This window comes from Nitrobacter sp. CN101 (genome assembly GCF_055390255.1).
The window spans coordinates 4,237,293-4,253,918 of the sequence record NZ_AP038833.1; the positions used below are offsets into that span (position 1 = coordinate 4,237,293).

13 protein-coding genes and 2 pseudogenes are annotated in these 16,626 nt (G+C 61.5%); 6 read left to right on the forward strand and 9 right to left on the reverse strand.

Annotated elements, in window-relative coordinates:
- Positions 1-6 precede the first annotated feature (6 nt).
- The gene (locus ACZ5IL_RS21155; RefSeq protein ID WP_464594383.1) at positions 7-2,754 is read left to right on the forward strand and encodes a caspase family protein; all 2,748 of its coding nucleotides are present in this window, start codon (positions 7-9) and stop codon (positions 2,752-2,754) included.
- A gap of 347 nt (positions 2,755-3,101) precedes the next feature.
- Here ACZ5IL_RS21155 and ACZ5IL_RS21160 read toward each other — a convergent pair.
- From ACZ5IL_RS21160 to ACZ5IL_RS21180, 5 genes and pseudogenes are all read right to left on the reverse strand, one after another.
- Positions 3,102-3,233 (reverse strand): annotated as a pseudogene (locus ACZ5IL_RS21160) (IS256 family transposase); the annotation flags it as partial.
- Between the two features lie 920 nt (positions 3,234-4,153).
- A complete protein-coding gene (locus ACZ5IL_RS21165; RefSeq protein WP_464594384.1) occupies positions 4,154-4,540 on the reverse strand; it encodes a hypothetical protein in 387 nt (128 codons plus the stop codon).
- 2 nt (positions 4,541-4,542) lie between these two features.
- Positions 4,543-4,897, reverse strand: a pseudogene (locus ACZ5IL_RS21170) (ATP-binding protein); the annotation flags it as partial.
- A gap of 46 nt (positions 4,898-4,943) precedes the next feature.
- Positions 4,944-5,324 carry a hypothetical protein gene (locus ACZ5IL_RS21175; protein ID WP_464594385.1) on the reverse strand — a complete coding sequence of 127 codons (381 nt, stop codon included), beginning with the start codon at positions 5,322-5,324 and terminating at the stop codon, positions 4,944-4,946.
- A gap of 399 nt (positions 5,325-5,723) precedes the next feature.
- Positions 5,724-5,864, reverse strand: a complete 141-nt coding sequence (locus ACZ5IL_RS21180; RefSeq protein WP_464594386.1) for a hypothetical protein — start codon at positions 5,862-5,864, stop codon at positions 5,724-5,726.
- Positions 5,865-6,553: 689 nt separating this feature from the next.
- Here ACZ5IL_RS21180 and ACZ5IL_RS21185 point away from each other — a divergent pair.
- Positions 6,554-6,994 (forward strand): globin family protein, encoded by a 441-nt coding sequence (locus ACZ5IL_RS21185; protein WP_425907034.1) that lies wholly within the window; start codon positions 6,554-6,556, stop codon positions 6,992-6,994.
- 97 nt (positions 6,995-7,091) lie between these two features.
- Here the strand turns inward: ACZ5IL_RS21185 and ACZ5IL_RS21190 are convergent, their stop codons facing one another.
- The gene (locus tag ACZ5IL_RS21190) at positions 7,092-9,041 is read right to left on the reverse strand and encodes a 3-hydroxyacyl-CoA dehydrogenase NAD-binding domain-containing protein (RefSeq protein WP_464596956.1); all 1,950 of its coding nucleotides are present in this window, start codon (positions 9,039-9,041) and stop codon (positions 7,092-7,094) included.
- Between the two features lie 131 nt (positions 9,042-9,172).
- Here ACZ5IL_RS21190 and paaG point away from each other — a divergent pair, with 131 nt between their 5' ends.
- The 4 genes from paaG to ACZ5IL_RS21210 all read left to right on the forward strand — a co-directional run bounded on the left by paaG (position 9,173) and on the right by ACZ5IL_RS21210 (position 12,567).
- Entirely contained in the window at positions 9,173-9,967 is a 795-nt protein-coding gene (gene paaG / locus ACZ5IL_RS21195) for a 2-(1,2-epoxy-1,2-dihydrophenyl)acetyl-CoA isomerase PaaG (RefSeq protein WP_464594387.1), read from the forward strand.
- Entirely contained in the window at positions 9,964-10,413 is a 450-nt protein-coding gene (paaI, locus tag ACZ5IL_RS21200; protein ID WP_464594388.1) for a hydroxyphenylacetyl-CoA thioesterase PaaI, read from the forward strand. Before paaG ends, paaI begins: the two co-directional genes overlap by 4 nt.
- Before the next feature lie 28 nt (positions 10,414-10,441).
- Positions 10,442-11,752 carry a phenylacetate--CoA ligase PaaK gene (gene paaK, locus ACZ5IL_RS21205; RefSeq protein ID WP_464594389.1) on the forward strand — a complete coding sequence of 437 codons (1,311 nt, stop codon included), beginning with the start codon at positions 10,442-10,444 and terminating at the stop codon, positions 11,750-11,752.
- 215 nt (positions 11,753-11,967) lie between these two features.
- Positions 11,968-12,567, forward strand: coding sequence for a TetR/AcrR family transcriptional regulator (locus ACZ5IL_RS21210; RefSeq protein WP_464594390.1), 600 nt, complete (start codon positions 11,968-11,970; stop codon positions 12,565-12,567).
- 65 nt (positions 12,568-12,632) lie between these two features.
- Here ACZ5IL_RS21210 and paaZ read toward each other — a convergent pair whose 3' ends face one another.
- The 3 genes from paaZ to ACZ5IL_RS21225 form a co-directional block, all read right to left on the reverse strand.
- Positions 12,633-14,708, reverse strand: coding sequence for a phenylacetic acid degradation bifunctional protein PaaZ (gene paaZ, locus ACZ5IL_RS21215; protein WP_464594391.1), 2,076 nt, complete (start codon positions 14,706-14,708; stop codon positions 12,633-12,635).
- 67 nt (positions 14,709-14,775) lie between these two features.
- The gene (locus ACZ5IL_RS21220; protein WP_464594392.1) at positions 14,776-15,528 is read right to left on the reverse strand and encodes a Phenylacetic acid catabolic protein; all 753 of its coding nucleotides are present in this window, start codon (positions 15,526-15,528) and stop codon (positions 14,776-14,778) included.
- Between the two features lie 18 nt (positions 15,529-15,546).
- Positions 15,547-16,623 (reverse strand): 2Fe-2S iron-sulfur cluster-binding protein, encoded by a 1,077-nt coding sequence (locus ACZ5IL_RS21225; protein ID WP_464594393.1) that lies wholly within the window; start codon positions 16,621-16,623, stop codon positions 15,547-15,549.
- Positions 16,624-16,626 lie beyond the last annotated feature (3 nt).

Consider the following 16,626-nt stretch of genomic DNA (forward strand, 5'->3'; position numbering starts at 1 on the left):
ACACTCATGCGTTTTTTGGCTTGCATTGCGCTCGCGCTTGTCGCGGTCACATCGCTATCCCCGGTTAACGCGCAACAAGCGGAAAAGCGTATCGCTCTGGTGATCGGCAACGCCGCCTATCAGCCAGAAGCATTACCCACGCCAGCGAACGATGCTGGCCTGATTGCTCAGACATTGCAGGCTGCCGGCTTTGACGTGGTCGGTGCGCGTGATCTCGACCAGGACACGCTGCGCCGTACGTTCCGTGAGTTTCTCGACAAGGTCAGCGCATCGGGACCAGACAGCGTCGCCGTCATCTATCTCGGTGGCTACGGCGTACAACTCGAAGGCGAGAATTACTTCGTACCCGTCGATGCGAAGCTCGCGCACGATACCGATGTGCCGCTCGAAACGCTGCGGCTATCCGACTATATCCGGCCGCTGGCAGCGCTGAAGATCAAAGCGGGTATTGTCATCCTCGATGCGGCACGCGCGAATCCGTTCGCCAGATCGGGCCAGCCGTTGGCCAGCGGCCTCGCGCTGGTGGAGCCCGAACCGCACATGTTGATCGCCTTCAATGCGGCTCCCGGTACGGTGGCGCCGCAGGAGACGGGGCCGTACGGCGCTTATGCGCAGGCGCTCGCCGAAATGATCCGTACCGGCGGCCTGCCGCTCGCCGAGGTGTTCGATCGAACCCGTCTGCGCGTCAATGAAATGACCAAGGGTGGCGAAGTGCCTTGGAGCGCATCGAAGATCGAGGCGCCTTTTATGTTCTTCGACCGCGCGCCTGACGCTCCACCACCGACCGCATCAAATGAACAAATTGCCTCGATGCGTGCGAGACCCATCCGCGATCTCGACGCGCAGGATGCGTATGTCGCTGCGCTGGAACGCGATACGTTACGAGGCTACCTTGATTTTCTCGCCGCCTATCCGAACGATCCGATGGCGAGGCGCGTCCGCGCCATTGTCGCCGCGCGCCGGGAAGCGATCACCTGGCGGCACACACGTAGTGTTGACACACCACAGGCCTACTGGTCGTATCTGCGCCGCTATCCCCACGGGCCGCACGTCGGCGACGCCCATCGCCGCCTCGCCTATCTCGCCGCAGCATTTGAGCCGCCCCCGACGTTCACCGCAATCAGCTACGATATCCCGCCGCCGCCCGAAGACGAGGTCGTATATTTCCGTCAGCCGGTGCTGGTCTTTGACGATCCGGACTATGGATTCGCGCCACCGCCGCCACCGCCGGTGTTCTTCCTGCCACCGCCACCACCAGATTTCGTCGTGCTGGCACCGCCGCCGCCCGTATTCGCGGCGTTCGTGCTGCCGGTCCCCGATTATGTGCCAATGCCCGCATATTACAGCCCGCCGCCCTACGTGGCGCCGCCGCCGCCGAACGTCATCTACAACAACATTCACAATACGGTGGTGATCAACAACACCACCAATATGGTCACGATCACCAGGCCGGGTGGCGAGGCGCAGACGGTGACGCCGGCACAGGCGCTCGCACCGCAACTGGTATCCGCAACTCCGGCAGCAACGCCAAGCGCCACACAGCAACCTGCCGCGCAGCAGCCTGCTACGCCTGCATCGGGCGCGCCTACCACGCCGACCGCTCCCGGTATCGCAGCTACACCGCCGCACGGCGTATCTCCCGGCGTCGCTGCCGCCGGAGCGGCCGTCGCTGGCGCCGCTCTCCTCGCACCGGCATTGCCGAAAACGGTAGCGAAAAAAGCGGCGGTGACCGCGCCGCACCAGGGCCCGCAAGTACCGGTGCAACAGACCAAGCCTCCGGCACCGGAACCACAACCCGCAACCACGCAGCCTGGCCACACGCCTACCGCGCAAGAACAGGCCATGCCCACCTCGCCTGACCGCAAATCGACAACAGCGCCGCTACCGGGCACGCCTGGTGGGCAGCCGCTGCCTTCGGCGAACGGCACGCCGCCGATTTCCGGTCAGCCCCAGCATCCGACCACGCCAGCTTCGCCCACCCCGTCAGGCAAAGCGGCTGTGCAGCCTCTACCAAGTCCCGGCGGTCAGCCGGGTTCACCGACACAGCCTCCGAAGCAGGACGCCGGCGCAAAACCTGCTGTGGTCACCCCGCCGCAGTCACCGGCATCGCCCGGTCAGAAGTCAGCTGTACAACCATTGTCCGGCGTTCCCGGTGCACAATCGCCGCCTTCAGTGAATGGCAAGCCGCCGATTCCTGGTCAGCCCCAACATCCGCAAACGCAGCAACATACGCCGGCGCTACCAGCTGTGTCGCCTGCGCAATCGGGCGGCAAAGCTGCCGTACAGCCGTTGCCGAGCCCACATAACCAAAGCAGTCGGCCGGTTTCACCGGCGCAGGCACCGCAACAAAGGCCGATTATCTCACAGCCTCCGGCACCAGCCGCGTCGCCGCAGATCGCACGCCCGACTCCGCCACCGGCTGCACACTCAGCCCCTCCACCGGCCACACGGCCAGTTCCTCCACCACCTCAAATCGCGCATCCAGCTCCGCCCGCCGCACGCGCTGCCCCACCCTCAGCCGCAGTTGCGCGGCCAGCGCCTCCAGCAATGGCCCGACCTGCTCCTCCGCCACCACCTCAAATGGCGCGGCCTACTCCACCACCCGTTGCGCGCCCTGCCTCACCTCCAGTTACAGCAGCGCGGCCAGCTTCTCCCCCACCAGTTGCTCGTCCGGCTCCGCCACCCGCAGCCCATCCGGCACCGCAAGCTGCCAAACCTTGCGTCCAGCCAAACGGACAGCCCTGTAAAAAGTAGGTCGATTTTCAATCTGATGCGGTAGCGTGAGCTGCTGGTCAGACTCGAAACATATGAGAAGGATCGCATTCACGGTGCAGCCCGCGCCCAAGTGAGCAGACATACGGGCGGTTTTTTGCATCCTGCAACAAATCCATAAACGCTCGCTGGTCCATCAGGGCACAAGCATCCGTACCACATCTGCATCGGGAAGGACTGCGAACGATACCGAAAGCCGGTCCGTCGCAACGACAAATGCTCAAACGGATGATGCGTGCCCCAAGCTCGTCGAACTTGCGAAGGTGCTTGGGGCACGCATCGCGCAGATGGCACACGGAGCTATGCGGGGTTTTGGGTGACGAGGTTGATCAGGCGGCGTGGTGAGCCGTCATTTCAGTGACCTCGATTCCGTTTTTGAATTTGACGCCTTGAACGACCTTTGGCAACTGGTTCTCGCCGTTCAATCGACGCCATGTTTTCGCGGCGGCATTGACGAGTTTGAGTTTCGAAAATGCATTGCTAACAAGAACGACTGCATCGCCCGTACCGACCTTCGTCGTCGGATGCAACTCGCTCAAAGCAGGAGTGAGCTTCCTCCGCTCGACCATCCAATAGCGCTTGCCAACACTGCAGCATGGGTTCGCCCCAGCGGAGTCCCAATACTTTCATTGTGCTCGCTAGGGTCACATGGCCATGGCTGATTAGCCGCTTTGCTGAACGACTCCGCCAGGTCACAATGCTACAAAGACCTGTTCGAACTGCGAAGCCGCTTCGTTCATGGCCGCGCAGGCTTGCGGAGGGTGTCGACAGCCTCGCGGGTGAGCGCGCGCAGCCTCGCGAGCGATGTTGCCCGTGCTTTCGTCAATGTAGCGGTGCAACCTGCTGATACCCGCGCCGTTGTCCTGACCAATCTCCTAGACAAGGGCGTTCGCTTCGATTGATCGCCTCGAAGGGCTATCGCGAGCGTTTTGAATTTGGTGTCGACAAGTCGAAGGATTGATGGTGCTTGTGCGCTTGGATTATTTCCAGCCGCCCCCAACCTTCCGTCGAACGTTTTCGCCCATACTCCGGCCCATATTTCCGCGACGATTGGACGCGAATTAGGACGAACGCGCGGGAGCCCCGGCGCACAGTTCGCGCCTATTGCGCATGTGTTTCTTGAATATCGGCGAACGTGTGCGATTGAGGGCGATATATACAGATTTGGACACTCTCTCCGCCAAAAAATAGCACTTAACTTATTGTTATACTAGAAACTTTTTGAAAGCTGGTTTGCGCCAGCCCTACCATCTACCCGCCCATCGCCAAAGCCTCAGAGTCGGCCGCCGAAGGGACTACCGACCGCCCGGGCCGAAGTGCCGGAGGCGCACAGCGATTTGCGTCGTGCATCGATCACGTCAAACCGTGGTTTCGCAAAGCTTTACCACCACGGAGGCAAGAGGAAAAACGATCCGTGCTTAAGAGTATGCCCTAAGCTTACCGAGCGAACTTGATTGCCAACTATCAACGCGATTAGTCCTGTTGGAATCCATCCCCACAAGAGACCCCAATTCCCCACAACCGCAATGAAGATCAAATCGAGGATAACGAACGTGATCACGGTGACCGCTAGCGCGGAGTATTGCCGAAGGTGTTCTTCTTCATCCGCTGTTGCACTTCGCTTCGCCTCGATCAACTTGCCGTCTTCAAAAATCTCATAGCTGATGACTTTATCCCGAAAGAACGGTTGCCCTTCGGCTGCCCAACGATATGCACTGGCTGAGTCTTCAAACGTTCTTTCATAAGCCGCACCGCCTAACGATCGCATCAAAACTCTGAAGGCCAATATATCCCGCACGTGGTGAGGATGACGGATATGTGCGCTCGTAAAGCCGGCTAATGAGGTGGAGCAGAAGCTGGTCGCCGGATTGAGTGAACGGTAGGCCAATTCGTCGAGAACGATGAAGTCCATCCAAGTTAGATGTTCGGCGAACCTGCCCTGACGTCCGTTGCGGGTCTCGCTTTCGAGACGGTTGACGAGGTCGACCATGTTGTAGACGCGACCGCGCGCGCCGGAGTGGATGCAGCTTCTGGCGATTGCGATGGCCAGATTGGTCTTTCCGGTACCGGTACCGCCGACCAGGACGGCGATGCATTGCTGGGCGATGAAGCCGCCGCCGGATACAATGCAACGTGATCGGAAAATGCTCTAGACGACAGCGTGCTCGCCTTCATTGAGCTTTGCTCCTGTGTTTGCGCTCGGAAACCTCGATGCAGCGCTTGCGGTCCACTATGATGCCAGGAAGCCCATCGAGATAATCCGGCAACCAGCAGCTCCCGGTGCCTCGCCCATGATGGTTCCGAAACAACACGGCGGCGGCATCCGCCTTGCTGTGGCAGTTGGCGATGTCGCGCACCAGAACCTGCACGATCACGCTCGTTGCTTCGTCCACGGCATGCCCGCGCTTTTTCCAGCCGATTAGGAACGGGCGCCTGCGTCGCTCGGTCTCGTCATCCGTCAGCTTCCGTAGAACATCAAGGCGAAGATCAGCGGGAACGCAAGCAAGCGCGGTTTCCATGGCTATGGTCCAAGTGTCGACAGTCTCTGTCATCGAGTCATTCCTCTACATTGCCGGCTGGCTGAGCGGTCGTGAGGGTGGTTCCTCGACCGTCTATAGACGATTGAGGATAGGCGCACGCACCTACGTATGATTACGACGAACCCGTCATACCCGTCAGGTTTAATTTGGACCATTGTGGTAAGCTGATTGACAATTAGACTCGACCGAGGAGCATTCGTATTCCGCCCTATCGCCAAAAGGCGCTGATCTCCGAAACTATTGCCTAATGTCCACCTTCGCAACGCTCCTCCTAGTCTCAGTTTTCGCGAGCAACTTTGCGCCAGCACGTGCCGAGGCGCCTCGTCACTTCAGTATGATTGCAAGAAAAAACCTCTTCCCGCTTGGAGCAATACACTTCTCGCCGAAAGAGCGATGCGTGCTCGCATGGCGTCATGTCTGCGCCTGCAATATCAAGCTCGAAAAAAACTTCTGAGCCTTATCCGCCTTCTTGCATTTGTCTGTGCCATCGTCGGAAAGTAGCATCATATTTGGGCTGTCTGGCATTGCAAACACCGCTTCAATGGTGCGCATGGCAGCCCGTACTCACCTCCGGCGCCTTTACCTACACCGTCCATGGTCGCTTCCACTGCTCCCGCTTGAAAATCCTAACAACCCGCAGCTAGCTGGCGCGCTTGATGGCATCTGCATCTAGCGCGACCGTCACAGTTCGTGGTAAATTTGGTAAGGGGGAGCGCGAGAGCCATCGGCAAGTGCGCGCACCGTCACTCGTCGGACCTCCGCGCTACCCTCGGGCCTTCATTGAGGGAGGCGCCGCGCAATGGCCATCGATTTCAGGCTGACGACAGAACAGCAGAATCTGCGGGAGACCGCGCGTGACTTCGCGCAGAACTTGCTTGCACCGCAAGTTCCCGATGCAGACGCAACGCGAAGCCCGCACGAGGCCTTTGCCAAGATCAAGCCGGTAATGCCGAGTCTTATAAGCTTGAGTTCGCTATGGGCTTCCTCCCCAAGGAGTACGGTAGCGGCAGCAAGTTCGACCTCCAGTTGGCCGCCAAGGAGATTTGCACCGTCGACCCGGACTTCGCGACGAACGGCACAACGTGATGGCCTAGCGTGCGGGCCGGAGCGGGCAGACGATTCGCGGGCGGAGCGAAGGTCGAGGCCCAGCGATGGGCCGTCGCGGCCTCTGACGGCTGCGGGCCGGTGGGTAAGGGGGACTGGCTGCCAAGCCAAAATCCTGAACTGTCTTGGAGCATACAATGTCCCCTGAACAGAAGGCACTCGTGAAAGAAACGTGGCAGAAAGTTGAGCCAATGGCAGACGCGGCGACGCGCCTGTTCTACGACCGGCTTTTTGAGATCGACGCAACAACGCGGCAGCTCTTCAAGACAACCGACCTAACGGAGCAGCGCCGGAAGCTCTTTCAAACCCTCACGATGATCGTAGGGGGGCTCGATCATCTCGAGACGCTTGTTCCTACCATTGAAGATCTGGGCCGCCGCCATGCCCAATTCGGAGTCACCGACGCTCATTACGAAACGGTCGGTGCGGCTCTGTTGTGGACGCTGGAGCAAGGGCTCGGATCGGGGTGGACGCCGGAGGTGAAAGGCGCCTGGTCTAGCGCTTATGCCCTGCTGGCCGATATCATGCGCGCAGCTGCTGCTCGATCCACTGCCTCAACGGCGACAGCAAACACTTAATCGACGTCAGGCTCGATAACAGGTTAGGTTAGGTTAGGTTAGGTCAACATCATCGTCTTCCGAAACCCCGCACGTTTCCTGGGCCGTCCTGCCCAGTTCAAACGTCGTGCTGCCTATGGCTGTGAGCACGCGCAAACATCGGTCCGCCCCTCCAGCGCGGAAAGCCGTAACCGTGGATCTCAACGAGATCAATGTCAGACGGTTGCCCGGCAACGCCCTCGGCTAGAATCGCGTCGCCCTCCGCGGCCATTTCGCCAACCAAGTGGCATGCTATGGTGGAATGCGCCGTCATGCGGGCGATCTTCCCGGCCAACAGCTCCGCTACCACCGCAGACGGCTGCGGCTTGCGGTCCCCGGCATAGTCGTACCAGCCGCCGCCTGTCTTCTGGCCCTTGCGACCGGCGCGCACGAGAATGTCGCCAAGCGTCTCGGGCACATCCTGTCCGTTGGCGCGAGCACCTTCACGCTGCAGGTAGGCGATGTCGAGGCCACCGAGATCCTGTGCTTCGAAGGGTCCCATGGCGAAGCCGAAATCGCGCATGGCCGCATCGATCTCGGCGATGGGCACGCCGTCGTACACCAGTGCCTCGGCTGCGGTGCGGTAGCGCTTGAGGATGCGGTTGCCGATGAACCCTTCGCAGATACCTGCCTGCACCGGGATCTTGTCCAGCGCCCGCGCCAGCGCAAAGCCGGTTGCCAGTGTCCGCGGCGCGGTTTGCGGGATCGGTACGATCTCCAGCAGCCTCATGATGTTTGCCGGACTAAAGAAATGCAGGCCGATGAAGCGCGACGGATCGGGAACACCTTCCGCAATGAGGCGCGGATCGAGATAGGACGTGTTGGTGGCAATGATGGAGTCGGGCCGACAGAGCCTGCCAAGCTGGTTGAATACGGCACGCTTAACGCCGAGTTCCTCGAACACGGCCTCAATCACCATATCGGCGTCGGCGAGAAGACCGCAGTCCGTGGAAGCCGTCACGCCGGCCAGCTTCGCTTCGGCCTGTGACTTGGTCAGCTTGGCGCGCTTCACGCCGCCTTCGAAGATGGTACGGACGTTGGCGAGGCCGCGCGCCACGGCTTCCGCGTCGCGTTCGATCAGCACAACGGGAATGCCGGCGTCCCGCAACGCGGCCGTGATGCCAGCGCCCATCGTGCCGCCGCCCACGACACCCGTTTTACGCAGCGGCAGGGGCTCCACGCCCTTCAGGCCCGCCGGGCGCCGCGCGGCGCGTTCTGCGAAGAACACCGCGCGCAGCGCCGCGGCCTGTTCCGAACCGCGTAGGTCGAGGAAGGTCTTGCGCTCGAAGGCGAGCGCCTCATCGAATGACAACTCCACCGCCATGCGCACGCATTCCAATGCGGCGAGCGGTGCGGTTTCGCCCTTCGCCCGTTTGGCAATCGTCCCCTTCTTGTCCTCCCAAAATGTGGACGCAGGTGCCGCGACCGTGCGCTGCGACAACGGAACGGGCAGCGGCCGGGCCACAGCGTCGCTCGCAAACGCAAGAACGCTTTGTAAAAAGTCGCCTTGCACGACGGCATCGACCAGACCCATGGAGAGTGCTTTGGCTGCCTTCACCGGCTTGCCGCCCGTCACCAGCTCGACCGCCGCCTCGGCACCGACTAGCCGCGGCGTGCGTACGGTTCCCGATGCGCCCGGCACGATGCCGAGCGTCACCTCGGGCAGGCCGATCGCGGCGTCTGGCACAGTAACCCGGAACCGACAGCCCAGCGCGATCTCGAAGCCACCACCCAGCGCTGTTCCATGGATCGCGGCGATCCAGGGTTTTACCGAAGCCTCGATGCGGTTCACGAGATCGGGCAGATGCGGCTCCATCGGCGTCTTGCCGAATTCGGATAGGTCAGTACCGGCGATGAAGGTCCGGCCGGCACAGGCCAACACCACGGCCTTCACTTCGTCGTCGGCGTCCAGTTCGGTGGTCGCATCGAACAAGGCCCGGCGAACAGCCTGGCTGAGTGCATTGACCGGCGGGTTGTCGACGGTGACGACGGCGATCTCGCCCTCGCGGGAGACGGAGACGACGGGCATAGCAGACTCCCTTGCTCCGGCATCCAAATCCTCTCTTCGACTCCTCGCTCTCGTTTATCATTGACCGACCGGACGGTCTATGCGTTTTATATGCTGGACGGAGAAAGCGATCGTCGAGCAAGGAAGAAGAAATGCCGGCTTCCGAAACTGTGCTCTCGGCGCTGTCCGACGGCGTGCTGTCGCTGTCATTAAACCGCCCGGACAAACTGAACTCGTTTAACGGAGAGATGCACCTGGCGCTGCGGGCCGGCATTCAGCGAGCGCATGATGATCCGACTGTCCGCGCCGTCCTGCTGACCGGCTCAGGTCGCGGGTTCTGCGCGGGGCAGGATCTGGGCGATCGGGATCCGCGCAAGGGCGGCCCCGCGCCGGACCTCGGCCATACGCTCGAGACCTACTACAATCCGACGCTGCGTCTGATGCGTTCGCTGGAGAAGCCGATCGTTTGCGCGGTCAACGGCGTGGCGGCCGGTGCTGGCGCCAACATCGCCTTTGCCTGTGACATCGTACTCGCGGCGAAATCCGCCAAGTTCATCCAGGCTTTCGCCAGGATCGGCCTCGTACCCGATGCCGGCGGCACATGGAGTCTCGCCCGCATTATCGGAGAGCCCCGCGCCAAGGCGCTGACCATGACCGCCGAGCCCTTGCCGGCCGAGAGGGCCGCCGAATGGGGGCTGATCTGGAAGGCGGTCGAGGACGCGGATCTCATGAATGAGGCACGGTCGCTCGCCATATCGCTGGCTGCGGGCCCCACACTCGGTCTTGGCCTCACAAAGCGCCTTATTCAGGCGGCTGCGACCAACAGTCTCGACGAACAACTCGACATGGAGCGCGATTGCCAGCGAACCGCCGGCCGCAGCGCCGATTATGCCGAGGGCGTCATCGCCTTCCTGGAAAAGCGCAAGGCGGAGTTCAAGGGCGAATGAAACCCGCTTCCCAGATGACACCTCAGGAACTGGCGGAGGCATCCGCCAGGGCGATGTGGAACGACGATTCCACAAGCCAGCGGCTCGGTATGACGCTCGACCGCATCGCGCCCGGTGAAGCCACACTTTCGATGACGATCCTCGAGGCCATGTCGAACGGACATGGCAACTGCCACGGCGGCTACATATTCACCCTGGCTGACTCCGCCTTTGCCTTCGCATGCAATAGCTACAACCAGTTGGCCGTCGCGCAACATTGCTCGATCACATACCTGATCCCTGGCCGCCTCGGCGACCGCCTGACAGCGACCGCCAGAGAGGTTTCGCGGCACGGCAGGTCTGGCATCTACGACATCCGCGTCACCAATCAGTCGGGCGAGCATGTGGCCGAATTCCGTGGCCACTCGCGCCTAGTGAAAGGCACGCATCTGCCAGTCGAGGATTGAACCGACGGATTTCCGCAGAGAGAACACCGTGGAGAATCTGACGCCCCGCAGAGAAGACCTTGAGCCGATCGAGTATGCCTCGCGCGACGAAATCTCGGCGCTACAACTCAAGCGCATGAAGCAGTCGATCAGGCACGCCTGCGAGAACTCGCCCTTTTTCTGTAAGCTCTTCGACGAAACGGGCATCCATCCGAACGACCTGAACTCGCTTTCCGACCTGTCGAAATTTCCCTTCACCCACAAGCAGGATCTGCGCGACACCTATCCGTTCGGCATGTTCGCCGTCCCGCAGAACAAGCTCGCGCGCATCCATGGCTCCTCGGGTACGACCGGCAAGCCGACGGTCGTGGGCTACACCAAGGGCGATATCGACACTTGGGCGGACCTGATCGCCCGCTCGATACGAGCCGGCGGCGGCCGTCCGGGCGATATCCTGCACAATGCCTATGGCTACGGCCTGTTCACCGGCGGCTTGGGCGCGCACTACGGCGCCGAGCGCTTCGGCTGCACCGTCGTTCCGATTTCCAGCGGCATGATCGAACGCCAGGTCACCCTCATCAACGATTTCAAGCCGTCGATCATCATGGTGACGCCGTCCTACATGCTGTCCATCCTGGACGAATTCAGGCGGCAAGGCCTCGACCCGCGCAAAAGTTCGCTCAAGGTCGGCCTCTTCGGGGCCGAGCCATGGACCAACGCCATGCGCCTCGAAATCGAGGAGGCCTTCGACATGCACGCGGTCGATATCTATGGCCTGTCGGAGATCATGGGGCCGGGTGTTGCGCAGGAGTGCGTCGAGACCAAAGATGGCCTGCACGTCTGGGAAGATCATTTCTATCCGGAAATCATCGACCCGGTCACCGGCGAGGTCCTGCCAGATGGCAAAATGGGCGAGCTTGTTTTCACGACGCTCACCAAGGAAGCGCTGCCGATGGTCCGCTATCGCACGCGCGACCTGACGCGCCTGCTGCCGGGAACGGCGCGCTCGATGCGCCGGATCGAGAAGATCACCGGCCGTTCAGACGACATGATGATTCTGCGCGGCGTCAATGTTTTCCCGACGCAAATTGAGGAGCAGATCCTGAAATGCAAGGGCCTCGCACCCCACTTCTACATCGAAGTGACGCGCGCGGGCCGTATGGACAACATGGCCGTGCATGTCGAATGCACCGAGGACATGACTGACGCCGATGCCCGCGCCGAATCCGCCAAGGAGCTCGCGCACCACATCAAGAGCATTGTCGGTGTCTTGACGAAAATCGAGGTGCGCGATCCGAACTCGGTGGCTCGCTCGGAGGGCAAGGCCAAGCGTGTGGTGGACAACAGGCCGAAGGAATAACGATCAAGAATCGGGAATGTTTCTTCGCCCACGTCCGGTTGCTAGAGCATTTTTGCTTCTGATTGAATCAGAAGCGAAGCTCTAGATTGTTGTTTTGACGCGTTTTCTTCACGCGAACCGGTATCCACTTCGCTCGAAAACGCTATAGAACGTGTCATGTTCAGCTTCTGACGATCACGGATTGATCGCCCGGAGCATCAGAAGGTTGGATTGATATGGCTCGGACGCGAGCGCAGGATTTCGAAGAAAAACAACTCGCCATATTGGACTATGCGGCGAATGTGCTGGCCACGCTGGGAGTCGACAAGGCGTCCATGTCTCAGATCGCCGGTCAGGCGCGGATATCGAAAGCCTTGCTCTATCACTATTACCCAAGCAAGGACGCGCTCGTCTTCGCGATCATCTTCACTCACCTGGAGGAACTCGACTCGGATCTGGAAGCGTCCGACGATCCGGCCATGGAGCCTTCAGTGCGATTGAAGTTTCTCGTGGGCGTCGTGCTCGAGCACTATCGCGGAGCCGGCGACCGGCACAAGGTCCAGTTGAACGCGATGAGCCTGCTGACCGACGAGCAGAAACAGGCGATCACCGAAGTTGAAAGGCGGATCGTGCGCCGGTTCGCGGGCGTCGTGCACCAGATCAGTCCGCGCCTGGACGACCACGAGCGCCCCTTGGTCATGCCGGTGACCATGTCGCTTTTTGGCATGATGAACTGGATGGACATGTGGTTCAAGGACGGCGGCCGCATCAGCCGCGAGGATTATGCCGAGGTTCTCACCACGCTCATCCTCGGAGGCATTAAGGCAGTGCGTTGAGAGAAGGCTGCCACGGCGGTCGAGCCGAACAGACTCCATCTCTCCCGACGCAGCCGTTGGATCTGTCATTCGGCCGCCTCTTGTGTTTGTGCCGGCGGCCAGATCTTTGCCACCATCGTCAGCACATCGTACTGCGCAACGATCTCACCCTTCTGGTTGGTGACTTGGCAATCCCAGCGCACCTCGCCATGGTTGGCGTTTTCGCGCGGGTTGATTTCCTTGCAGGTCAATCGCACCTGCACCGTGTCACCGAAATAAACCGGGGTGAGGAAGCGCATATTGTCCACGCCGTAGTTGGCTAGTACCGGGCCGGGATTGGGCTCAACGAAAAGGCCGGCGGCGAAGGAGGCGATGAGGTAGCCATGGGCCACGCGGTCGTCGAAGAACGGGTTGGCCTTGGCCGCCGCCTCGTCCATGTGGGCGTAGAAAGTATCGCCGGTGAAATGTGCGAAGTGCTCGACATCGTCCAAGGTGATCTGCCGCTTCGCGGTCATTAGCTGATCGCCGATCTTCAGTTCCGCCAGCGACTTGCGGAAGGGATGCTCACCGTGCTGCACGTCAGCGCCCTCGATCCAGCGTCCGGTGACGGCCGACAAGAGACGCGGCGTGCCCTGCACGGCGGTGCGTTGCATGTAATGCTTCACGCCGCGCATACCGCCCATTTCCTCGCCGCCGCCGGCGCGGCCCGGACCGCCATGGACAAGCCCTGCGAGCGGTGAGCCGTGGCCCGTCGATGTCTTGGCGGAGCGGCGGTTGCCGACAAGCACCCGGCCATGGAACGGCGCGACGCCGATGACGACCTGCTCTGCCACCTTCGGGTCGTCGGTGAAGACAGATGAAACCAGCGAACCCTTGCCGAGCCTGGCCAGTTCGACGGCCTCCTCGATCGAGTCATAGGGCAGCACGGTCGAAACCGGACCGAACGCCTCCACATCGTGGATCTTGAAGGCGCCGAAAGGATCGTCGGCATAAAGCAGGACCGGATTGAGGAATGCTCCCTTCTCCGCATCACCGGACGCAACCCGTACGTTATCCGGATTGCCGGCAACGATCTCGGCGTCCGACAGCAGATCCTGAATGCGTTCGCGCACTTCGGCGCGCTGGTGGAGCGACGCAAGCGGCCCCATGCGGGTCGTCTCGTCGTCCGGCAGGCCGAGCGCGGTCTTGCCCAGCATGTCGCCCAGTGCCTTGACCAGCGCATCGACATGGTCGCGCGGTGTGATCACGCGGCGGATCGCGGTGCATTTCTGGCCGGCCTTCACCGTCATCTCGCGCGCCACTTCCTTCACGAACAGGTCGAACTCCGGCGTGCCAGGCGTGGCATCCGGACCGAGGATCGAGGCGTTCAAGCTGTCCGCCTCCATCGTGAAGCGCACCGAATTGGCGATCACGGCCGGATGCGCTTTCAGCTTGCGGCCGGTCCAGGCCGAACCGGTGAAGGTCACCACGTCCTGTCCGGTGACGTGGTCGAGGAGGTCGCCGACCGAACCGGAAATCAGTTGCAGCGCTCCCTCCGGCAGGAGGCCGGTCTCGATGATCCGCCGCACCATCAATTCGGTCAGGTAGGCCGTCTGCGAAGCAGGCTTCACCACCGCCGGCACGCCGGCAAGCAAGGTCGGCGAAATCTTCTCCAGCATACCCCAGATCGGAAAATTGAAAGCGTTGATGTGGACCGCGACGCCCTGCAGCGGCGCGTAGATGTGTTGCGCACTGAAGCTGTTGTCCTTCGACAGCGGCTCCACATTGCCGTCGGTCAGGATACGCGTGTTCGGCAGTTCGCGCCGGCCCTTCGAAGCGAAGGCCAGCATCGTGCCGATACCGCCCTCGATGTCCACCCAACCGTCGGCGCGGGTGGCGCCGGTGCGGAAGCTTTCGGCGTAGAACTCTTCCTTCTTTTCCATCAGCGCAAGACCGAGCGCCTTCAGCATCGCCGCGCGCTCGTGGAACGACATGGCACGCAGCTTCGGGCCCGCGACAGTACGCCCGTAGTGCAGCACTTCCGCGAAATCGAGGCCCTTGGAGTCGATCAGAGCCACCGGCTCGCCGGTGCCTGCGTCGAGCAACGGTAAGCCGTCACCCTTGCCGGCTGTCCACGCCCCATAGACATAGCTCTCCAGTCGACGGGGGGCTGCGCTTGCCATGATGACCTCCTTGATCTGGTGGAACGGACGAGGCGCGAGTGCTGGGCTTGAAGAATATCGACTAGCTCTAGAGACCCAGCACGCCGAGCTTTTCGTCTCTTACGTTTGCCCACTGCGCCAGCAATTCCTCGTTGGAGGTATGGCGCAGGCCGAATTTTCTTAGCGTATCGAAACGGCTCGAGCCCGCGACACCGAAAGTGGTCGCAACGCGCGGGTTCCAGTAGGCGATGGCTTCCCGTGCGGCCTTCTTGCCCTCTGGTGTCGAGGCAATCCGTTGCAGACCCTCGTAGCCCAGTTCGGCATGACGCCGTTCGCGCGGTGCGATCTCGCGGAAGACGTCCGCCAGCGGAACATAAGAGACGCGCGTCAGTTCATTCATCTGGATGCCGGTCGCCAGCCCTTGCAGCACGTTCATCACCACCGCATCGGTCCAGTTCTCGATCGGATAGTGGAAGACGGCGAGTCGCATGTCGTCGCCGAGGCGCGCCGCGCCGAGATCGGTGTTGCGCTCGACCCGCGCGCTCCAGTCGTGCTGCGCCTGGTAGCGGTCGGCATCGGTGCCGAAGTCGCTCATGATGTTCAGAACGCGCTCGGCATGGTCCGCCTTTTCGAGCGTGATGCGGCTTGCCGCGATGCGCTCCTTGATGCCAGGTGCGAAGTTGATCGCTCCGGCGAAACCGGCAGAGGCCGCCAGTTCGCTGTCGACGAAAGACGACATCAGCCGCATCAACTCGCCGCGATAGCGCGCCGGCGCGTTGTCAGGCGCGGTCAGCACACCGCCCCGGGCGAGGTAGTCTTCGATATTCATCGTATCGGCCATGCGCTCCTCTCCTCAACGCTATTCGTCGTAGGTCACGACGAGGCGGCCAGTCAGTGGAAACGCCTGGCAGCTCAGCGCATAGCCCGCGCGCACTTCATAGTCCTCCAGCGCATGGTTCACCGCCATTTCCACTTCGCCTTCCAGCACCTTGCAGCGGCAGGTCGAGCACACTCCCGCCTTGCAGGAGTAGGGCGCATCCATATTGGCGGCGAGCGCGGCATCGAGCACGCTCTTACCCTCGCGCGGCATGATGAAGCTGCGGGTCGCTCCATCCAAAGTCACCGTCGCTTCAACCCCAGTGCCGGGTACGACGGCCGTCCTGGACACGGCCTTGACCTTGGCCCGGCCCGGCTGGCCGGAGGCAAACAGCTCGAACTTGATCTGCGTGTCGTTCAACCCGTGCCCGCGCAGCGCCGCGGCAATCGCCAGCATCATCGGCTGGGGGCCGCAGATGAAAGCCGTGTCGATAGAGCCAGCATCGATCCAGTGCCTGAACAGGGCCTTCACCTTGTCGCCGTCAACGCGGCCGGTGAAGAGATCGATGTCTTGCGCCTCGGCTTCGAGAACATGGATCACGGAGAACCTGCCGAGATGCTGGTTTTTCAGATCCTCCAGTTCCTCGCGGAACATGATCGAGCTGATCTTGCGGTTTGCGTAGACGAGCGTGAAGCTTGCGTAAGGCTCCCGGGCGAGCACGGTCTTGATGATGGAAAGCACCGGTGTGATGCCCGAGCCGCTGGCGAATCCTATGTAGTTCCTCCGCGCATCCGGTTTGATCGGCGTGAAGAAATGTCCCATCGGCGGCATGGCTTCGATCTCGTCGCCGGCTGCAAGGGCCTCATTCGCCCACGTCGAGAACGTGCCGCCATCGACGCGCTTGATGCCGACCTTGAGAACACCTTCGTCGCACCCGGCGCAGATCGAATAGGAGCGGCGCAGCTCATCGCCGTCGAAGTTACGGCGGAAAGTCAGGTACTGACCGTGCGTGAACGCGAACAAAGCGCTGTCTTCCGCACGCGGCATCAGCGTCACCACGACGGCATCGCGCGTCTCGCGCCGCACGTCCGTGACTTTCAAGGGATGGAAGCGAGCCATTCG